This is a genomic window from Tenacibaculum sp. DPLXC6 (genome assembly GCF_056815515.1).
Genome location: NZ_CP141806.1, coordinates 3,335,526 through 3,351,482, shown reverse-complemented (window position 1 = coordinate 3,351,482; position 15,957 = coordinate 3,335,526). Strand labels below are relative to the sequence as shown.

13 protein-coding genes are annotated in these 15,957 nt (G+C 30.9%); 1 reads left to right on the top strand and 12 read right to left on the bottom strand.

The genetic code is table 11. The annotated features are described in order from the left end of the window. The first annotated feature begins 8 nt into the window (after nt 1-8). Entirely contained in the window at nt 9-1,406 is a 1,398-nt protein-coding gene (locus VCM48_RS15415; protein ID WP_482271091.1) for a TolC family protein, read from the top strand. On the opposite strand, the gene VCM48_RS15410 is transcribed toward VCM48_RS15415, so the two are convergent. The 12 genes from VCM48_RS15410 to VCM48_RS15355 form a co-directional block, all read right to left on the bottom strand. Next, on the bottom strand, nt 1,401-2,504 hold the full coding sequence (locus VCM48_RS15410) for a hypothetical protein (protein ID WP_482271090.1): 1,104 nt from the start codon (nt 2,502-2,504) through the stop codon (nt 1,401-1,403). The genes VCM48_RS15415 and VCM48_RS15410 overlap by 6 nt on opposite strands. Then, on the bottom strand, nt 2,505-3,590 hold the full coding sequence (locus VCM48_RS15405; protein ID WP_274640547.1) for an amidohydrolase family protein: 1,086 nt from the start codon (nt 3,588-3,590) through the stop codon (nt 2,505-2,507). A 24-nt stretch (nt 3,591-3,614) separates the two neighbouring features. After that, nucleotides 3,615-4,091 carry a hypothetical protein gene (locus VCM48_RS15400; RefSeq protein ID WP_482271089.1) on the bottom strand — a complete coding sequence of 159 codons (477 nt, stop codon included), beginning with the start codon at nt 4,089-4,091 and terminating at the stop codon, nt 3,615-3,617. 7 nt (nt 4,092-4,098) lie between these two features. After that, nucleotides 4,099-4,629 (bottom strand): 3-hydroxyanthranilate 3,4-dioxygenase, encoded by a 531-nt coding sequence (locus VCM48_RS15395; protein WP_482271088.1) that lies wholly within the window; start codon nt 4,627-4,629, stop codon nt 4,099-4,101. A gap of 96 nt (nt 4,630-4,725) precedes the next feature. After that, nucleotides 4,726-5,502, bottom strand: a complete 777-nt coding sequence (locus VCM48_RS15390) for an SDR family oxidoreductase (protein WP_482271087.1) — start codon at nt 5,500-5,502, stop codon at nt 4,726-4,728. Between the two features lies 1 nt (nt 5,503). After that, nucleotides 5,504-5,722, bottom strand: a complete 219-nt coding sequence (locus VCM48_RS15385; RefSeq protein ID WP_482271086.1) for a DUF6500 family protein — start codon at nt 5,720-5,722, stop codon at nt 5,504-5,506. Beyond that, nucleotides 5,715-7,157 (bottom strand): aldehyde dehydrogenase, encoded by a 1,443-nt coding sequence (locus tag VCM48_RS15380; protein WP_482271085.1) that lies wholly within the window; start codon nt 7,155-7,157, stop codon nt 5,715-5,717. The genes VCM48_RS15385 and VCM48_RS15380 overlap by 8 nt, the downstream gene beginning before the upstream one ends. Before the next feature lie 81 nt (nt 7,158-7,238). Beyond that, complete coding sequence (locus VCM48_RS15375; protein WP_482271084.1) at nt 7,239-7,895, bottom strand: hypothetical protein; 657 nt, start codon at nt 7,893-7,895, stop codon at nt 7,239-7,241. 40 nt (nt 7,896-7,935) lie between these two features. After that, a complete protein-coding gene (locus tag VCM48_RS15370) occupies nt 7,936-8,346 on the bottom strand; it encodes a RidA family protein (protein ID WP_482271083.1) in 411 nt (136 codons plus the stop codon). Between the two features lie 65 nt (nt 8,347-8,411). Further along, nucleotides 8,412-8,930, bottom strand: coding sequence for a DUF1697 domain-containing protein (locus tag VCM48_RS15365; protein WP_482271082.1), 519 nt, complete (start codon nt 8,928-8,930; stop codon nt 8,412-8,414). An 11-nt stretch (nt 8,931-8,941) separates the two neighbouring features. Then, on the bottom strand, nt 8,942-13,780 hold the full coding sequence (locus VCM48_RS15360; RefSeq protein ID WP_482271081.1) for a DNA repair ATPase: 4,839 nt from the start codon (nt 13,778-13,780) through the stop codon (nt 8,942-8,944). An 81-nt stretch (nt 13,781-13,861) separates the two neighbouring features. Next, the gene (locus tag VCM48_RS15355; RefSeq protein WP_440122180.1) at nt 13,862-15,931 is read right to left on the bottom strand and encodes a flotillin family protein; all 2,070 of its coding nucleotides are present in this window, start codon (nt 15,929-15,931) and stop codon (nt 13,862-13,864) included. Nucleotides 15,932-15,957 lie beyond the last annotated feature (26 nt).

Here is a 15,957-nt window from a genome sequence, read left to right as displayed (position 1 = left end):
ACAAATAGATGAAAAGGTTAACTATCCTTTTTTTGTTACTAAGCTTTATAGCTACAGCACAAAATAATTTAAGCACTCAACTTAGTTTAGAGGAATATTTAGGTTATGTAAAAAAATATCATCCAGTTATAAAACAAGCTGAGCTTATTACAAGTACCAATGAGGCTAAATTATTAAAAGCTAGAGGTACTTTTGATCCTAAAATAGAAGTAGACTACGACAGAAAAGAGTTTAAAGGCAAGGATTATTACAAAAAACTAAATTCAACCTTTAAAATTCCAACTTGGTATGGAATAGAGTTAAAAGGTAGTTATGAAAATAATTCTGGCCAGTATTTAAACCCAGAACATAACACTCCTGAAAATGGTTTGTATAACGTTGGAATATCTGTTTCTTTAGCTAAAAACTTATTTATTAACAAAAGGATGGCTACTTTAAAACAAGCTAAACTCTATAATCAACAAGGTGAATTAGAACAACAGCTATTGATTAATGATATTTTATTTGAAGCTATCAACACATACTTAAACTGGTTACAGTATTATCAGAGTTATAATGTATACAGAGACTATTACGCTAACGCAGATATTAGATTAAAAAACGTAAAGAAAAGTTTCAAAGCTGGTGATAAACCAGCTATTGATACTTTAGAGGCTAATATCAATTTAAAAAACAGAAAGTTAGACCTAGAAAAAGCGAATATTAAATACATTAAATCTAAGTTAGAACTTTCTAATTATTTATGGATTGGTAACAACATTCCTATGGAAATAAAAGAAGAAATAATTCCTGACGTTACTACTTTTTCTAATATTGATGCTATTCTAAACACTTCTATAACTACATTATTTGATAATGAATTTGAAAATCATCCTAAGTTAAAGTTACTCGAGTTAAAGAAAAGAAATCTAGAAATAAATAAACAACTAAAAGTAAACAACTTATTACCTAAGGTAGATTTTCAGTATAATTTACTCGCTTCAAAAGTGAATAATTTTGATGCTTTTAGTACTGCGAACTACAAGAATTCTCTTCAAGTTAGCATACCTCTATTCTTACGTAAATCTAGAGGAGACTTAAAACTTGCTAAGCTAAAGCTACAAGATATTGACTTTGAAATTGCATCAACTAAAGTTTCTTTACAAAACAAAATAACTGCTACCGAGCAAGAAATTACATCATATAAAAAACAAAATAATATTTTAAAAAACCTTGTAAGCGACTACAATACAATTGTAAAAAGTGAAGAGCGTAAGTTTTCTTTGGGAGAAAGTTCTATTTTCTTAATTAATTACAGAGAAGTGAAATTAATTGAAAGTAAATTGAAAGAAATTAAAAATCAATACGAGTTTGCTAAAACCAAAGGAAAACTTATAAAGCTATTAGGTAAATTAAATAGCTTATAATTGTTGTTTATATTCCTCTAACAAAGCTTCATCAATAACTATATGCTCAGGAAGGATTCGCAAACGATACTTACTCTCACCTATAAATGTGATTAAATCTTTGCGCTCTAATTTTTCTTCTTCAAGATTCAAAATTGAATTTATATTATCTATAATTCTAGTAACGTATGTTTGACTTTTAATGTCACCTCCTGAATTTACTATAATTGCTTGTTTGTCTGCTTCTAAATATTTTCTCCTGAAAGCAAATGTTAACAGGTTCTTGTATTGTGTTGTTTTAGATCCAAAATCTATTTTAGCATTTACAATTCCTTTAGATGGAATGGTTAATTTTATCAGCGACCAATCTAAAAACTGAATTTTCATTTCATTAGGCTTTGGTGTATGCGCTAGTTGTATTACCCAACTTGTCGCTAATACTAAAAACACTGATACTAATGATGTTTTGGCTATAACCCTAATTAATTGGTTTGTAAACTCATTATCAAAGCCAATTAAAACATCAGATAACTGAGAAATAAATAACAATACAATTGCTATAACCGATATAAAAGCGACCAACTTTAAATCCCTATACATGAAAGTTCTATAAAAAGAAACTCCCATTAAAAAACACAAGAAAGTCGTTAATAAAACATCTGGAAGCGCCGCTATTTTTACTCCATAATAAAATTCATTCCCAAATAAAGAAGAGAATAATAACGTTATAGAAGCTACAACAACAATTATTAATGCTATAACTTTTACATTCTTTTCATTCCTATAGATAAACTTAGGAGCATCGTGTACATAATACAATGCCATCAACCAGAATAAGTTATTTACAGTTGATAGAATATTCACCCCTACTTGATGAGTTGTTGTTTTTTCAAAAGTGAAATAACTCGCTAGTAGTGCCCAAATACCTGAAATTACCCAAACTAGCATTCCAAAGCTGAAATACAACAAACCTTTATCAACTCTTTTTATTGAATTACCTTCTTCTAGAACTTCTTTAAACCGCTTTCTTATATTATAGTAAATTGCTAGTAATAACACAGCTCCGATAAATGAAATACACGTATGTAGTAAGTTATGAAACTGTGTTACTTCAGCCATTTATTGTAAGATTTTAGAAACTAAATCCTTTTTTGCTTTTTTATCATCTCCAAACAACCATTGTAATACATTATCTTCCCACATTTCATCTTTTTCTTGCTCGTTAATGATGTTTCTATCAATAGCTAAATCTAAAATTTTTCCTGGATATGATGATTGAATTTCACTCTCCATTTCACCCAATGGATACGGATCATCCAATCCTATTAATACTTGCTTTGCTCCTTGATTTTTAATCAATAAATCTAACGAACCAGTATCATGAACCAATGTATCAAAGAATATATTTTTATGCCCCACAGCTTTACGAGGATGTTGTTTTCCTTCAAATAAATCAGGTCTTCCGTCAAATCCTTGTATACGACGCCCTAAATTCATTTGAGCTAATTGACCTCCGTGAGCAAAACACACACGCATATTAGGATATTTCTCGTAATATCCGTTTAACGTTAAAAAGTGATAGGCATCTGCACATTGCGCCAACATCCAAATTAAGTGAAAACGCCAACTTGTATTTTGTAGTTTGATGAATTTTTCTCCATCATACGGATGAATTTCAACCGCTAAATTGTATTTATCAGCTAATTCAAAAATAGGTTCGTTCTCTTCATCAAAAATACAACGCCAAGTACCAATGGTATCCATGTAATGTGTAGGCAAACATAGCAAGCGCATTCCTAATACCTCAACACAACGTTCTATTTCCCATAAAGCACCACGTACAAACCCAGGATGTACTACAAAACCTGTTGTAAATTTCGACGGATTTTCATGCTGCACACGTGCATTAAAATCATTTTGAAAACGTAACGCTTGCTTCATTTCTTCCAAGCGTAAACCATTCCCATATAATTGAGACAAGTTCAAAACAACTGCATGATCGATTTTAAAATGTTCCATCCATGCTAACTTTTCATCTAAAAAGAAACTTGAATCTGTTACTGGTCGACTCCAATCTTTTTGTAGCATGAATTTCCTATCCTTATCAACCCAAAAAATCCCCTTGTCTTTCATAAACTGAGGAATTTGTTCTGGATAAGGCAGTAAATGTGAATGTCCGTTTATTCTTAATTTGCGTTTTTTCATTTTGGTTTTAAGCTAATATTTTTTTTATGAGCTAACTTTTGTATTTGGTTTAATTTCAAAATTACTATTCAAATTATACTTCCAATCATCAGTAAATTCTAAAAATTTAGAACCATCTATCGACACTAGTACTAAGCCTTCGATACTCGAAATATAAAACTCTTCCCAATTTTCTATAAAATCAATAGTTTTAATTTTTATAATTGGGTCATTATAGTCTAGCCAAGTATAAAGAAATTCACTTTTAGATAAATCACTTCCTCTTAAATACTCTTTTATTTCTTCTTCATTATTCTCATAATCAAAAAAAAACTGATAATGATTTTCTTTTTCGTGCCAATCAATAACTGAGTGATCTTTCTCCCAATATCTTCCTTTACATTTGACACCTAAATTGGTCAAAAATCTATTATATCCACCACACTTACCTTCAATACTTGTCGACTCAATAAAAGATATATGTTCGTGTAAAAAATGTTTATTATTCTCTAGAATACTCACTAATCTTCTACTTAACTTTATTAGGTGCTTCCATCACAGTACCACATTTATTACAGGTACATTTTTCTTTATCAGAATAATACTTATCGAAAATTATAGGCATGTCCGTTTCAATATTATCTAAAGCAAACTCTTCTCTATATAATTGATGTCCACAGTTTTCGCAATACCATTCTAAAGCATCCATCATACCTTCATCACGCGGATATTCAATAACCAAACCTACCGTATTTGCTTTACGTTGTGGTGAGTGTGGTACTTTTCCTGGTAATAAATAAATATCGCCTTCATTAATTTCAACATCAATCATTTCACCTTTGTCATCAATAATTTTTAGCACCATATCTCCTTCTAACTGATAGAAAAATTCTGGTGTTTCATTGTAATGATAATCTTTACGATTGTTAGGACCTCCAACAACCATCACAATATACTCACCATTATCCCAAACTTGTTTATTTCCTACTGGTGGTTTTAGTAAATGACGGTTTTCATCAATCCACTTTTTGAAATTTAAAGGCTGTACTAACTTGCTCATTTTATTTAGATTTTTAGACTTTTACACACAATAATTAAGATTGTTTTAAAGATACTTAAATAGTCTTGTTTCTAAAAGTCTTTATTCTTGATTCTTTTATAATGATTTTGTTCTACCTCCATCAACAGGAACGTTAATTCCGTTGATAAAACTTGCTTTTTCACTAGCTAAAAACACAATTGCATTAGCTACCTCTTCAGGTTTAGCAAAACGTTTTGCTGGTGATGCATTTTTCATCATTTCTGCAACTTCTTCTATCGACTTACCTGTTTTAGCAGCTTTGTTATTGATAATTTCTGTCAAACGCTCTGTAGCTGTAGCTCCTGGTAATACATTATTCACTGTAATTCCGAATTGACCTAACTCATTTGCTAAAGTTTTACTCCAGTTAGCGACCGCGCCACGAATAGTATTTGAAACTCCTAATCCATCTAATGGTTGTTTTACCGATGTAGAAATTACATTAATAACTCTACCATAATTTTGTTCTTTCATAAACGGAACTACCGCTTGTACCAACACATGGTTGCATTTTAAATGCATCGTAAAAGCTCGTTCAAACTCTTCTAACTTGGCATTGAATACTGGACCTCCTGCTGGACCTCCTGTATTGTTTACCAAAATATGGAACTGTAAATTTGTTGTTTCTAACTTTTCTTTTAAACCTGTTGGATTGGTAAAATCTGCTACCAAATACCCGTGATTTTGGTTATTGCTTGGTAATTCTGCCAACACAGCTTTTAGCTTTTCTTCGCTACGAGCTACTAAAGTTACATTTACTCCTTCTTGAGCTAATTGTATTGCTGCTGCTTTTCCTATTCCTTGTGTACTGCCACATACCAAGGCATTTTTATGTTGTATCTCTAAATTCATCTTATTCGTTATTCTGAATCATTTGTTTAATCTTAACTGCTTTCTCAAAATGATCTAACTGATGTGTTTGAATCCACCAAGTTGCCACTTCCATCAGTACTTTTGGGTTGTCATTTTTATTTTTGAAAAACGCATAAAACGAAAGCCCTACATTCTCTCCTTTCTTAGTAATCTTCTCTTCACAAACAGCAATTATTTTTTTCTTTATTTCCTTATTCATATTTTATACATACATTCTTCGGTTCTGTAAAAAAGCGTAAAGCTTCAAAACCTCCTTCGCGTCCTACTCCACTCGCTTTTTGCCCTCCAAAAGGAGTTCTTAAATCACGTAACAACCATGTATTTACCCAAACAATTCCTGTATGCAATTCTTTAGATATTCGCATAGTTCTTGTTAAATTATTTGTCCATAATGTTGATGACAATCCATACACCACATCATTAGCTAATTGCAACGCCTCATCTTCTGTTTTAAAAGACATAATAGTAACTACAGGACCAAAAATTTCTTCTTGGTTTAATCTACATTGGTTACTAGAAACCTCTATAATAGTAGGCTCTAAATAGTATCCATTTTCACTACCTTCTACCGTTACCGTATTTCCTCCATAGAGGATTTTACCACCTTCTTCCTCTGCAATATCTATATATGACTTTACCTTTTCTAAATGTGGTTTTGATACTAAAGCTCCTATGTTGGTATCAGCATCAAATGGATTTCCTATTTTTAGCTGTGATACCTTCTGAACAAAGTCCTTTTTGAATTGCTTATAAATACTTTCTTCTACAAAAATTCTGCTTCCGCATAAACAAATCTGACCTTGATTAGCAAACGATGAACGTACAGTAGTTTCTAGCATTTTATCATAATCACAATCAGCGAAAATGATGTTTGGATTCTTACCTCCTAACTCCAACGATAGTTTTTTAAACATCGGTGCTGCCGTACGAGCTATATGTGCTCCTGTAGCGGTACCTCCTGTAAATGAAATCGCTTTGATATCTGGATGTTCAATAATCGCTTGACCTGTGGTAGTTCCTAATCCGTGAACAATATTCAATACACCTTTAGGCAAACCTGCTTCATTACAAATTTCTCCTAATAAATACGCTGTCATTGGGGTTACTTCACTAGGTTTTGCTACCACACAGTTCCCTGCTGCTATTGCCGGAGCTATTTTCCAAGTAAATAAATACAATGGTAAGTTCCATGGAGAAATACATCCCACTACACCAATAGGCTGACGCAAAGTAAAATTCATAGCTCCTAAGCCAACACTTTCATGCGCTTCGGATGAAAATTGCGTAATCGCATCTGCAAAATATTGAAAATTAGATGATGCTCTCGGAATATCTATCGCTGTAGCCAAACTTAATGGTTTTCCATTATCCTTTGCCTCAGCTTCTGCTAATTCAGATAATCTTTGCTGAATTAACTGTGCTATTCTGGAAAGAATGTCTCTACGTTCATTTAACGTAGTATTCGACCAGGCTGGAAATGCTGTCTTCGCTGCTTTATACGCTAATGCTACATCTTCTTTAGTAGAATTTGGAATTTGTCCATACACTTCTCCAATAGACGGATTGTAATTATCTATATAATTATTTGCTACTGGCGCTACCAGTTCTCCGTTTATGTAGTTTTTAATGTTCATTTCATTCACAGATTAAAGAATCAAGACTAATAAATCAAGACTCTTTTATTTTAATAACCTATAATATTATAAAAATCAACTTTAAGGAGTCACAATAATTTTAAAGTGCCCTTCAGTAATTTCGACTTTATCAGATAAATCATTTTCATTGTAAAAGATAGCATTGAATTCTCCTTCTAACAATCTTCCCAATGAATAACTATCATATTGAGTACTACTAGTGATTTTAAAAGAACTCCCTACTTGGTCTCCATTGTAAGTTGTATAACCATAAGTAGAATTTGCACTTGAATAATAATAAAGTCCAACCTTTCCTGCATTCATATCTATATCATTATCATTTATAGCAAAATCATAACTTTTTTCGTCAAATAAACTATTGAATAAATCGCTTTGTTCTCCATCAGAACAAATATGCATTCTATTAAACTCTATATCCATTGTTGGAAGTGTATCATCAAAGCTAGGATAAATACCAGAATTATATGAAAAACCATTATCAGATGAATATACACATGTTGAAGGTTGTGTGTTTGTTGTACCAATTTCATAAGTTACCGTTGGTTCATCTATTTTTTGACCATAAATAAATGATTCTCCATTTAACTTGCCTGAAAAATACCATGAATATTCTGACTTATTTATTTGATTTGAAACATCTTCTTCATTACCACTGCATGATACTATAAATAAAAAAGCAATTGCGAAAGCGAATACGTTGATTAATTTGTTTTTCATTTTAATTTCTTTGTTTTTAATATTTAATTTATTTTTCTTTTCATTTTTTCTTGTACGCTACCACTTTAATCTCAATCAATAAATGAGGATGTGGTAATTGATGTACTGCTACGGTAGTTCTGGTTGGTCCGTTATAGTCAAAGTATTCAGCATATACTTGATTATACCCTCCAAAATCATTCATGTTTACCAAGAATGAAGTTACATCTACAATATCAGATAAGTCTGCTCCTACTTCGTTTAAAATATCACGGATATTTTCAATTACCGCTCGGGTTTGTTTCTTAATATCTAAGTTGGTGGTTCCAAATTCATCTACCTCAACACCTTCAAAAGAATTATCAGGTCTTCTTGAGCTAGTTCCCGATACATAAATAAAATCTCCTACTTGTTTTACATGTGGAAACTTCCCTCTTGGTATTGCTTTTCCTTTGATTACTTTACTGTCCATGTTTTATCTTTTTTGCTTCCAAACGCATTTAACGTAAGATTTCTCCCTTTGGTCTAAAGCGTTTTTTATGATTTAGCTAGTTCTACTAAATGATTTGTGGTTTTAAAGTTACGAGTAGTTCCCGAAACTTTTAACTTTCTTTCAAAAAAATTGTTCGTCAATTTTGTTTTTCCGTATCCTCCGGCTGCATTCACATAAACCACATCTTTTAAGATTGTGTATTCATCTTCTTTCGCATCTACTTCTATTTCATTTGTTTTAGTTTCATTGAATAAGAAGGTAAAATATATTTGTTTTTCCGCTAAATTACTATAAGGGTTATTTTTAAGAATTTCTTCTATTTCTTTTACTTCTTTTGCTAGTACAAGAACATCATAACCATATTTTTCTTTAATTTTTACATGAATGTTCTTTTCTATCTCTTTTAACCCTTCTGCTGTTTTTAACACAATATTTCCACTTTGAATATAAGTTTTCACATCATTATACCCTAGGTTTTCTAACAGAGTTCTTAATTCCTTCATGGGAATTTTATTTTTTCCTGAGACATTAATTCCTCTCAATAAAATAATAATTGTGTTCATTATAATCTGTTTTAGTCTTCTAACCCTTTTCTTAAAACTTCTTTAATTCCTTCTAAATTATCTGAAAAAGACATCATTTGGTTTAATATCTGAGCCATTTCATTTTTACCTCCAAAACCTTTAAGCTTATTATTCTTAATAAATATTTCTTTTATATCGCTCCATCTATTTGCTTCATTCTCTGATATATCTCCTATCAACTCTTTATATTTCAATAAATTTGCCTCTGCAGAAGAAGTTAATGTTTGAGACTCACTTTCATAATGAGACAATACCAATCTTTTTAACTCATTATCATTCATTATTGGTACTACTTTAGCTACTAGCTTATTCATATCACGATATGAACCTTGTAACTTAAAAGAGGGTTCTGTTCTATATTCATCTTCCTTTGCAGCCGACTCAATATATGCTTTATTTACTTTTAAGATGGTATTCCTTATAGTTATTACTTTTTGTAATACCGAAATATAATCTTGTATTTCTTGTTTAGTATGATTTCCTTTTAACTCTCCTTCTTGAGTATTATTTTCAACTCTATCTATTAACGCATAAACATCTTCAAAATACTTACTACTTAATTGATGTAATATAGGGTTTGATGTTAATGAATTTTCTATTAAACTAAGCTTAAATAAATGATCTGTATCTCCTATAATATCTCCCAAATTATAGATATCGGCTCTGTTTGCTAACATATCAGGTATTTGAAACTTATCTCCGCTTTCGGTGTAGGGATTTCCTGCCATAATTACACAAAACTTTTTCCCTCTTAAATCATACGTTTTGGGTTTTCCATTATATACTCCCTCTATTTTTCTTGTTCCATCCGAAAGAGAAATAAACTTCTGTAAAAACTCAGGGTTACAATGTTGAATATCGTCTAAATACAACATTACATTATCCCCCATTTCAAATGCTAAATTTAATTTTTTGAGTTCTTCCCTAGACGCTGAATTTGTAGCTGCTTCTGGATCTACAGATGTTACCTCATGACCTATTGCTGGACCATTAATTTTCATAAAGATTAATCCCAACCTATTGGCTAGATACTCCATCAAAGTAGTTTTTCCGTAACCTGGTGGCGATATTAAAAGTAACATTCCCATTCTATCTGTACGTTTATTATCTCCTACCGTTCCTAATTGCTTCGATAAATTATCTCCTATTAGCGGAAAGTAAACCTCATCTATTAATTTATTCCTAACAAATGAAGATAATACTCTAGGCTTAAACTCATTTAACTTCAATGTCTCTTTTAAATCTTCAACCAACAGGTGTTTAGCTTCTTTATATGCTAAAAAGTTGGGAACATCTTCTTTTGAAAAAAACTCTAATTTCTCAATAAATTCATGATAGTTAAATTCAAAGTTTCCTTCAATAATAGTATTATGCTCTCCTTTTAACTCTTTAATTGTTTCTTCAGGGTTTATATGTAAAGTAGCATTGGGCTCATGATGAAATAATAATAAAGAAATTACTTCATTTGTGTAATTTTCATTTCCTTCAATGGATGCTATAAATGAGCTTACCCATTGTTTAGTCAACTGAATTTTTGCTTTATAATTCGTAGTCTTTTCTAGGTTACTTTTAAATATATGTAATGCATCTTGCTTTGTTAAGTATTTTATAAAATCTTCTTTTATTCCCAATGCAATGGCGCTAACTACAAATGAATTAGTACTCTTTAATTGATTAAATAAATAACTAGCTACTATTTTTCCTAATTCTTTAGAAAACAATAAAGTTTCTTCTGAAAAAGTAATTATTTCTTCTTGTAACTTCTCTATTAAAAAATCGTATTCTTTACTTTTAGGAAAATATCTTAAAACTTCTCCTGAAGCCTTGATGGAAAAATTATAATAATCTTGACTTTCTTTAATTAATGAATTCCAAAAATACTGAGCAAACGCCCTTATATTTGATTGATACCTTAACAACCCTAATTCGTGATGTTTATGAGTAAGCGTATATAATATTTTACATGCATCAACATCGTGCACTCCTTTTACATACCCTTCTACAAATAAACCGCTACTTTCTTTTTGAACTAAATGCAATAAATCTTGTTCATTATGTTTTAGTAACTCTTCTGTAGCATAAGAAGTAAACAGTTTATACGCTAAATAAGAAGATCGATAAACTAATTTATTTTCAGAAATTAATTCTTGATTCCAATATTTCTCAGATTCCAATATGGTTTTATCCCTAACCTCTTGATAAAAATTTGTTCCAGTTAAGTGATAGTATAACGTCTCTTCTTTATAAACTATTGATAAGTCTAATAGCTGTTTATTAACTCCAAATTTATGTTTTCCTAAGCGAATTATATTTTCTCCATCTTCATATAATTCTTGTTTGTCTTTTAGTTTTCTTAACGCGTCTTCCTTAGCTACCTTAAGTTGCGTTTCAATAGCTTCTGCTTTACCTACTGACTCTAATTCTTTTAATTGACCAACAATATCTCTTAATTTGTTAATCATCAAGTCAGCAGCAAAATACCCATTGATATCCTCTATTGATGGAAAACTTTGAGCCTTTTTTGCGATACTTTTTAAAATCCTTTCAGAAGCAGCATTTAGGGCTTCTATTCTTTTGTTTCTTTTTTCAAGTATCGCATTTTTTCGAGTATCAAAAGCATTATTAACTTCTTCTCTCTTTTCAATAATCAGAGAAATAAACTCTTCAAAATCGGCAAATTTCCCTTCTATTTCTTCTAATTGAATTGCAACCTTTGTTAGAAACTCATCACATTTTTCCGGCGTATTAGCCATATCAATGTAATTTATAATACTTTGATCAATGAGTTTTAACTGAGCTGCAAAGTCAGCTTTGGCTTCTTTATTACCTAGAGATTTAATCGTATTTTTAATCCCTGATTTTAATTGATTTAGTGTTGCAAAAATTAAAGATATACTATCAATAATTTTAGTTGATTGTGAGGTATCTTCAATCTCTAAATTTGTTACTATTTCAATTAAGAGCTCTAAATCTGTTGTTATTTGATCTACTTCATTTTCGAGCTTTTTTGCATCTACTACTTTTTTTATAGATGTTAATTGTTCTTGTTTCTCTTGAACACGGTTATGGTATGGTTTTAAAGCTTGATCATTTAATAAAAACTCTACACATCTTTTTGATATAATAGTACTCTGTTCTTCTATAGAGTTTTCAATTTTTTCTAATACATCAATTGCTATGTAACGAACATCTTTTAAACTAATAACTTGTCCTCTTAATACTCTTAGTTGGTTCAACAATTCAACAAAATCTTCTATAGATTTAAAAGATGTACTTTTGATTTTACTTAAAAGTTCATCTGATTTTTCTTGAATTATTTTACCTTCTTTTACTGCTTGTTGTTTTAGCTGAGTTACTTTCTCAAATTCTTCAATTGCAGCATTTGCAGCATCGTTTATTTCTCCTACAGGTATACTTAATTGCTCTGTTTCAGAGTCATTAATCCAGTAATAACTGCTATTAATATCATTCGACTTCTTAGCAATATCATTGTATAAGCCGGCATAACTATCTTCTTTGTTTAAAAGTGTTATCAGTTCATGACATTCTGCCATTGCCTTTACAATATCCTTGTTTCCTATTTTATACAACAACGTGTCTTCATGTAAAGAAGGAATCGTATCTGTTTTTACGTAAGGGGTTTGCCAAATTTGAACAACATGGTGTTTTGTTTGTTCATTTTCGGTTTTGAAGTAACACAACTCTCCATCCTCTAAAATCGTAAAACCATTACAAACAATAGGAGTTTTTACCTCTTGTTCAATAATATTATAAGACATTAATATATAAAGCCCTCTTATGGTTGCATAAAACACATACAAAAAGTCTTCTCCGTTAGGAGAAACTATTTTTTCTTGAAACTTTACATCTTTAGTGTTATTTTCAAAAAGTTTATACTGACCTGTTTGCAAATAATATCCGTCAGGAAAAATAAGTCCTTGATCATCTGGTAATAATACCGCACAATCTTTAATACTATTAACTTTTTGAACTTCTTGTAGTTTGTGGTTATAAATAAAGTAACGTGCTTTTTCTTGAAATGGTTTTATTTCAAGAAGAATAAGATTACCTAAATCAGCATAACGAAATTGACCGTCATCTAATGTTTGGTCAACATGTTCAACAGGCTCTTCTAGAATTCCTTTTCCTTCATCGGTGTTATCTTCTATTTTTATAGTAAGATCTCCTCCAATGGTTTCAACAAAAACCTTATCTAGAATAGATATGTGAGAATATGTTCCATAACGGTGCATATCTCTTGTTACTTCTTGCCAGTTGAATTCGTGTTGTTTAGGAAACCTGTACTCGTGTTCACTTCTATTATCAACATAAACTAACTCATTTTCTTTTATTAACCATTTAAAAGTTTTTATATCAGTTTTATTTTCACTTAACTGAAAAACCATATGAAGGTAATTATCGATAATTGCAAATTTTGCAAAAATGGTATTTCGATAATATTTATATAAGTTCGTAAAGTCACTTATAAAAGTTTCGTTATGAAGAAAGTCTAGCGATTTAGGTTGAAAACGATTTTCCTTAAACTCATATGCACTAAAAACATCTGATAATTTAATGGATGTTCTTAATCCAAAATGAACATTATATCCAAAGATTGAAGTATTTCCTAAAGAAACAATATCTCTTGCAATACAGTTATTTTCTGTATTTATTCTATCGTTTGCTATGAGCTTTGTTTCAACAGTACCAAATACATTTTTTCTAGCTTCGTTTAATCTTTGTAACCTGTTTAATAGCTCTTTTTTTTGTTTTTGAAGACGACTCTGAATAATTTCATAAGTTCCGCCATCAAGTTGTTGATTATCCATACAAAATTACGAGTTAAAATTAATATTATAACACTTAAACATGTTCCGAGCATTGAATAATCAATGCTCGGAAAAGTGTTTTTAACCCATTTTCTTGTTAGAAATATCTAATCCTTTTGCTAAACTAAAAAGGTTTCCTAAAAGCGTTTGATCATCATCAGATGTTGCTCTATCTTTTAGAGTCATTAATAAGTTAGCTATTGTTAAGTTTTTAATATCATCAGAAGAAATTCCATATTTTACAGCAAAATCTCTTACACGCTCCATTAAATTCCCTTTTACATCATCACTACTTAATATAGCATCCTTTACCTCTTGTAAATTACTACTATTTTCAATCATCTTATCTAGTCCTTTAGCCTTAGTTATTTGTCCCATTATTTGCTCAAAGAACATAGTTTCTCCACCAACTATATCAATCTTAGCAGATTTTAATGCTTGTCCAATTACATCTGCTTGAGCATCTGCAATATCTTTTTGTATGTTGATGTGCGCTAAATCTACTTTTAAATCTTTTTCTAGACGTAGTTTAAATTCTTCATGCTCTTTACCTACTCCATCTAACTTTTTCATTGCTGCTGCTTTCTCTTCAATTCCAGCCGCATCTGCTAAGGCTTTTTCTCTTATAACTTCGGCTTCTGCCATTCCTTCTTTCCTCAACGCTTCTGCTTTTGCTTCAACTCCAACAGCCTCTGCTTTTGCTTTCTTCTCTATAATAAGAGCCTCCATAGTACCATATCGTTCACTAGCATCAGCTTTAGCATGCATTACCTGTGCTTCTGACATTCCTAAAGTAGCTTCTTCTTTTGCTTTTGCATCTGCTAATGTCTTACGTGCATCTGCTTCTTTTTCACTAGCTTCTTTGTGTGCTTGCGCTTCAATATTAATTTCTTCTGCTTTTTGTTTTGCAGCTTCTTTTTGTGCCTCTGCCTCTTTAATTGTTTTGATTAAATCTTCTTGAGCTTTTGCTTCTGCTAATGTAATTGTAACTTGTTTCTCTCTTTCTGCAGTTTTAAATGCCTGAATATCTTTCATATTCTCTTGCTCTTCAACAACTCCTTTTTCTAAAGTAACACGATCACGAATAACATCTTGTATGTTTTTCTTTTCTACTTCAACTACTTTTTCTTTTTCTATTTGAGCTAATGTAACTATTCTTTCACGCTCAGTAGCCTCTAACATTCTGTCTTTCTCTACTCTTTCAGTTTCAACTACATCTGTACGTAATTTATTCTTAGCTGCTACAATAACTTGTCGTTGTTTATTTTCTTCAGCAACTTGTACTTTTTCCTCTGTTGCTATTCTTGCAGACTCTGATTTTAATAGCTCTTCTTGATTAACTTTTAAGATTTCTGCTTCTTCTCTAGCTTTAACATTTGCTATTTCACGTTTCTGTTGTTCTTCCTTTTCTGCTAACTGTTTATCTAATTCTAAAATAGCTTCACGTGCTTCTACATCTTGCTTTCGAATAGTTTTCTCTTCGTCTCTTTTAATCAAGTTTGCTTTGATATTCTGCGCAGCTGTTAATTCAGTAATTTTCTTAATCCCTTCAGCATCTAAAATATTATCTGCTTTTAAATAAGATACAGATGTTTGTTCCAAATAATCAATTGCACAATCTTCAAGCGTGTATCCATTTAAATCTGTTCCAATTATATCTACAATTTCATCTCTAAACTCTCTACGCGCCTCATATAACTCAGTAAACTCAAACTTCTTACCTACAGTTTTTAATGCTTCAGAAAATTTTGCTTCAAATAAATCTTCTAGTGTTGAAATATCTGATGCTCTATCGCAACCTATAGTTTGTGCTACTTTCTTGATGAATTCTACCTCATTATTAACCCTTACAAAGAAGGCTACTTTAATATCTGCTCGCATATTATCCTTACAAAGCAATCCATCATTACCTAAACGTTCTATTTGAATTTTCTTCACAGATATATCCATAATTTCTACCCTGTGAAATACAGGTATAACATACATTCCTTTATCTGTAGCCACTTTGGTTCCTCCAAAACCTGTACGTATTAAAGCTTCTCCTTGTGGTACCTTTTTGTAGAACATTGCTATTATAGCAAAGTATAGAATAATAAGGAATAGAATTAAGCCTACTCCTACTCCAATAACCTGTAATAAACTGTTTGTCATAGTTCTTTTTTTAAAAAATTTTTGTT

Coding starts and splice junctions, on each gene's coding strand:
- VCM48_RS15415 (WP_482271091.1), top strand. CDS start 9: ATGAAAAGGTTAACTATCCTTTTTTTGTTACTAAGCTTTATAGCTACA.
- VCM48_RS15410 (WP_482271090.1), bottom strand. CDS start 2,504: ATGGCTGAAGTAACACAGTTTCATAACTTACTACATACGTGTATTTCA.
- VCM48_RS15405 (WP_274640547.1), bottom strand. CDS start 3,590: ATGAAAAAACGCAAATTAAGAATAAACGGACATTCACATTTACTGCCT.
- VCM48_RS15395 (WP_482271088.1), bottom strand. CDS start 4,629: ATGAGCAAGTTAGTACAGCCTTTAAATTTCAAAAAGTGGATTGATGAA.
- VCM48_RS15390 (WP_482271087.1), bottom strand. CDS start 5,502: ATGAATTTAGAGATACAACATAAAAATGCCTTGGTATGTGGCAGTACA.
- VCM48_RS15385 (WP_482271086.1), bottom strand. CDS start 5,722: ATGAATAAGGAAATAAAGAAAAAAATAATTGCTGTTTGTGAAGAGAAG.
- VCM48_RS15380 (WP_482271085.1), bottom strand. CDS start 7,157: ATGAACATTAAAAACTACATAAACGGAGAACTGGTAGCGCCAGTAGCA.
- VCM48_RS15375 (WP_482271084.1), bottom strand. CDS start 7,895: ATGAAAAACAAATTAATCAACGTATTCGCTTTCGCAATTGCTTTTTTA.
- VCM48_RS15370 (WP_482271083.1), bottom strand. CDS start 8,346: ATGGACAGTAAAGTAATCAAAGGAAAAGCAATACCAAGAGGGAAGTTT.
- VCM48_RS15365 (WP_482271082.1), bottom strand. CDS start 8,930: ATGAACACAATTATTATTTTATTGAGAGGAATTAATGTCTCAGGAAAA.
- VCM48_RS15360 (WP_482271081.1), bottom strand. CDS start 13,780: ATGGATAATCAACAACTTGATGGCGGAACTTATGAAATTATTCAGAGT.
- VCM48_RS15355 (WP_440122180.1), bottom strand. CDS start 15,931: ATGACAAACAGTTTATTACAGGTTATTGGAGTAGGAGTAGGCTTAATT.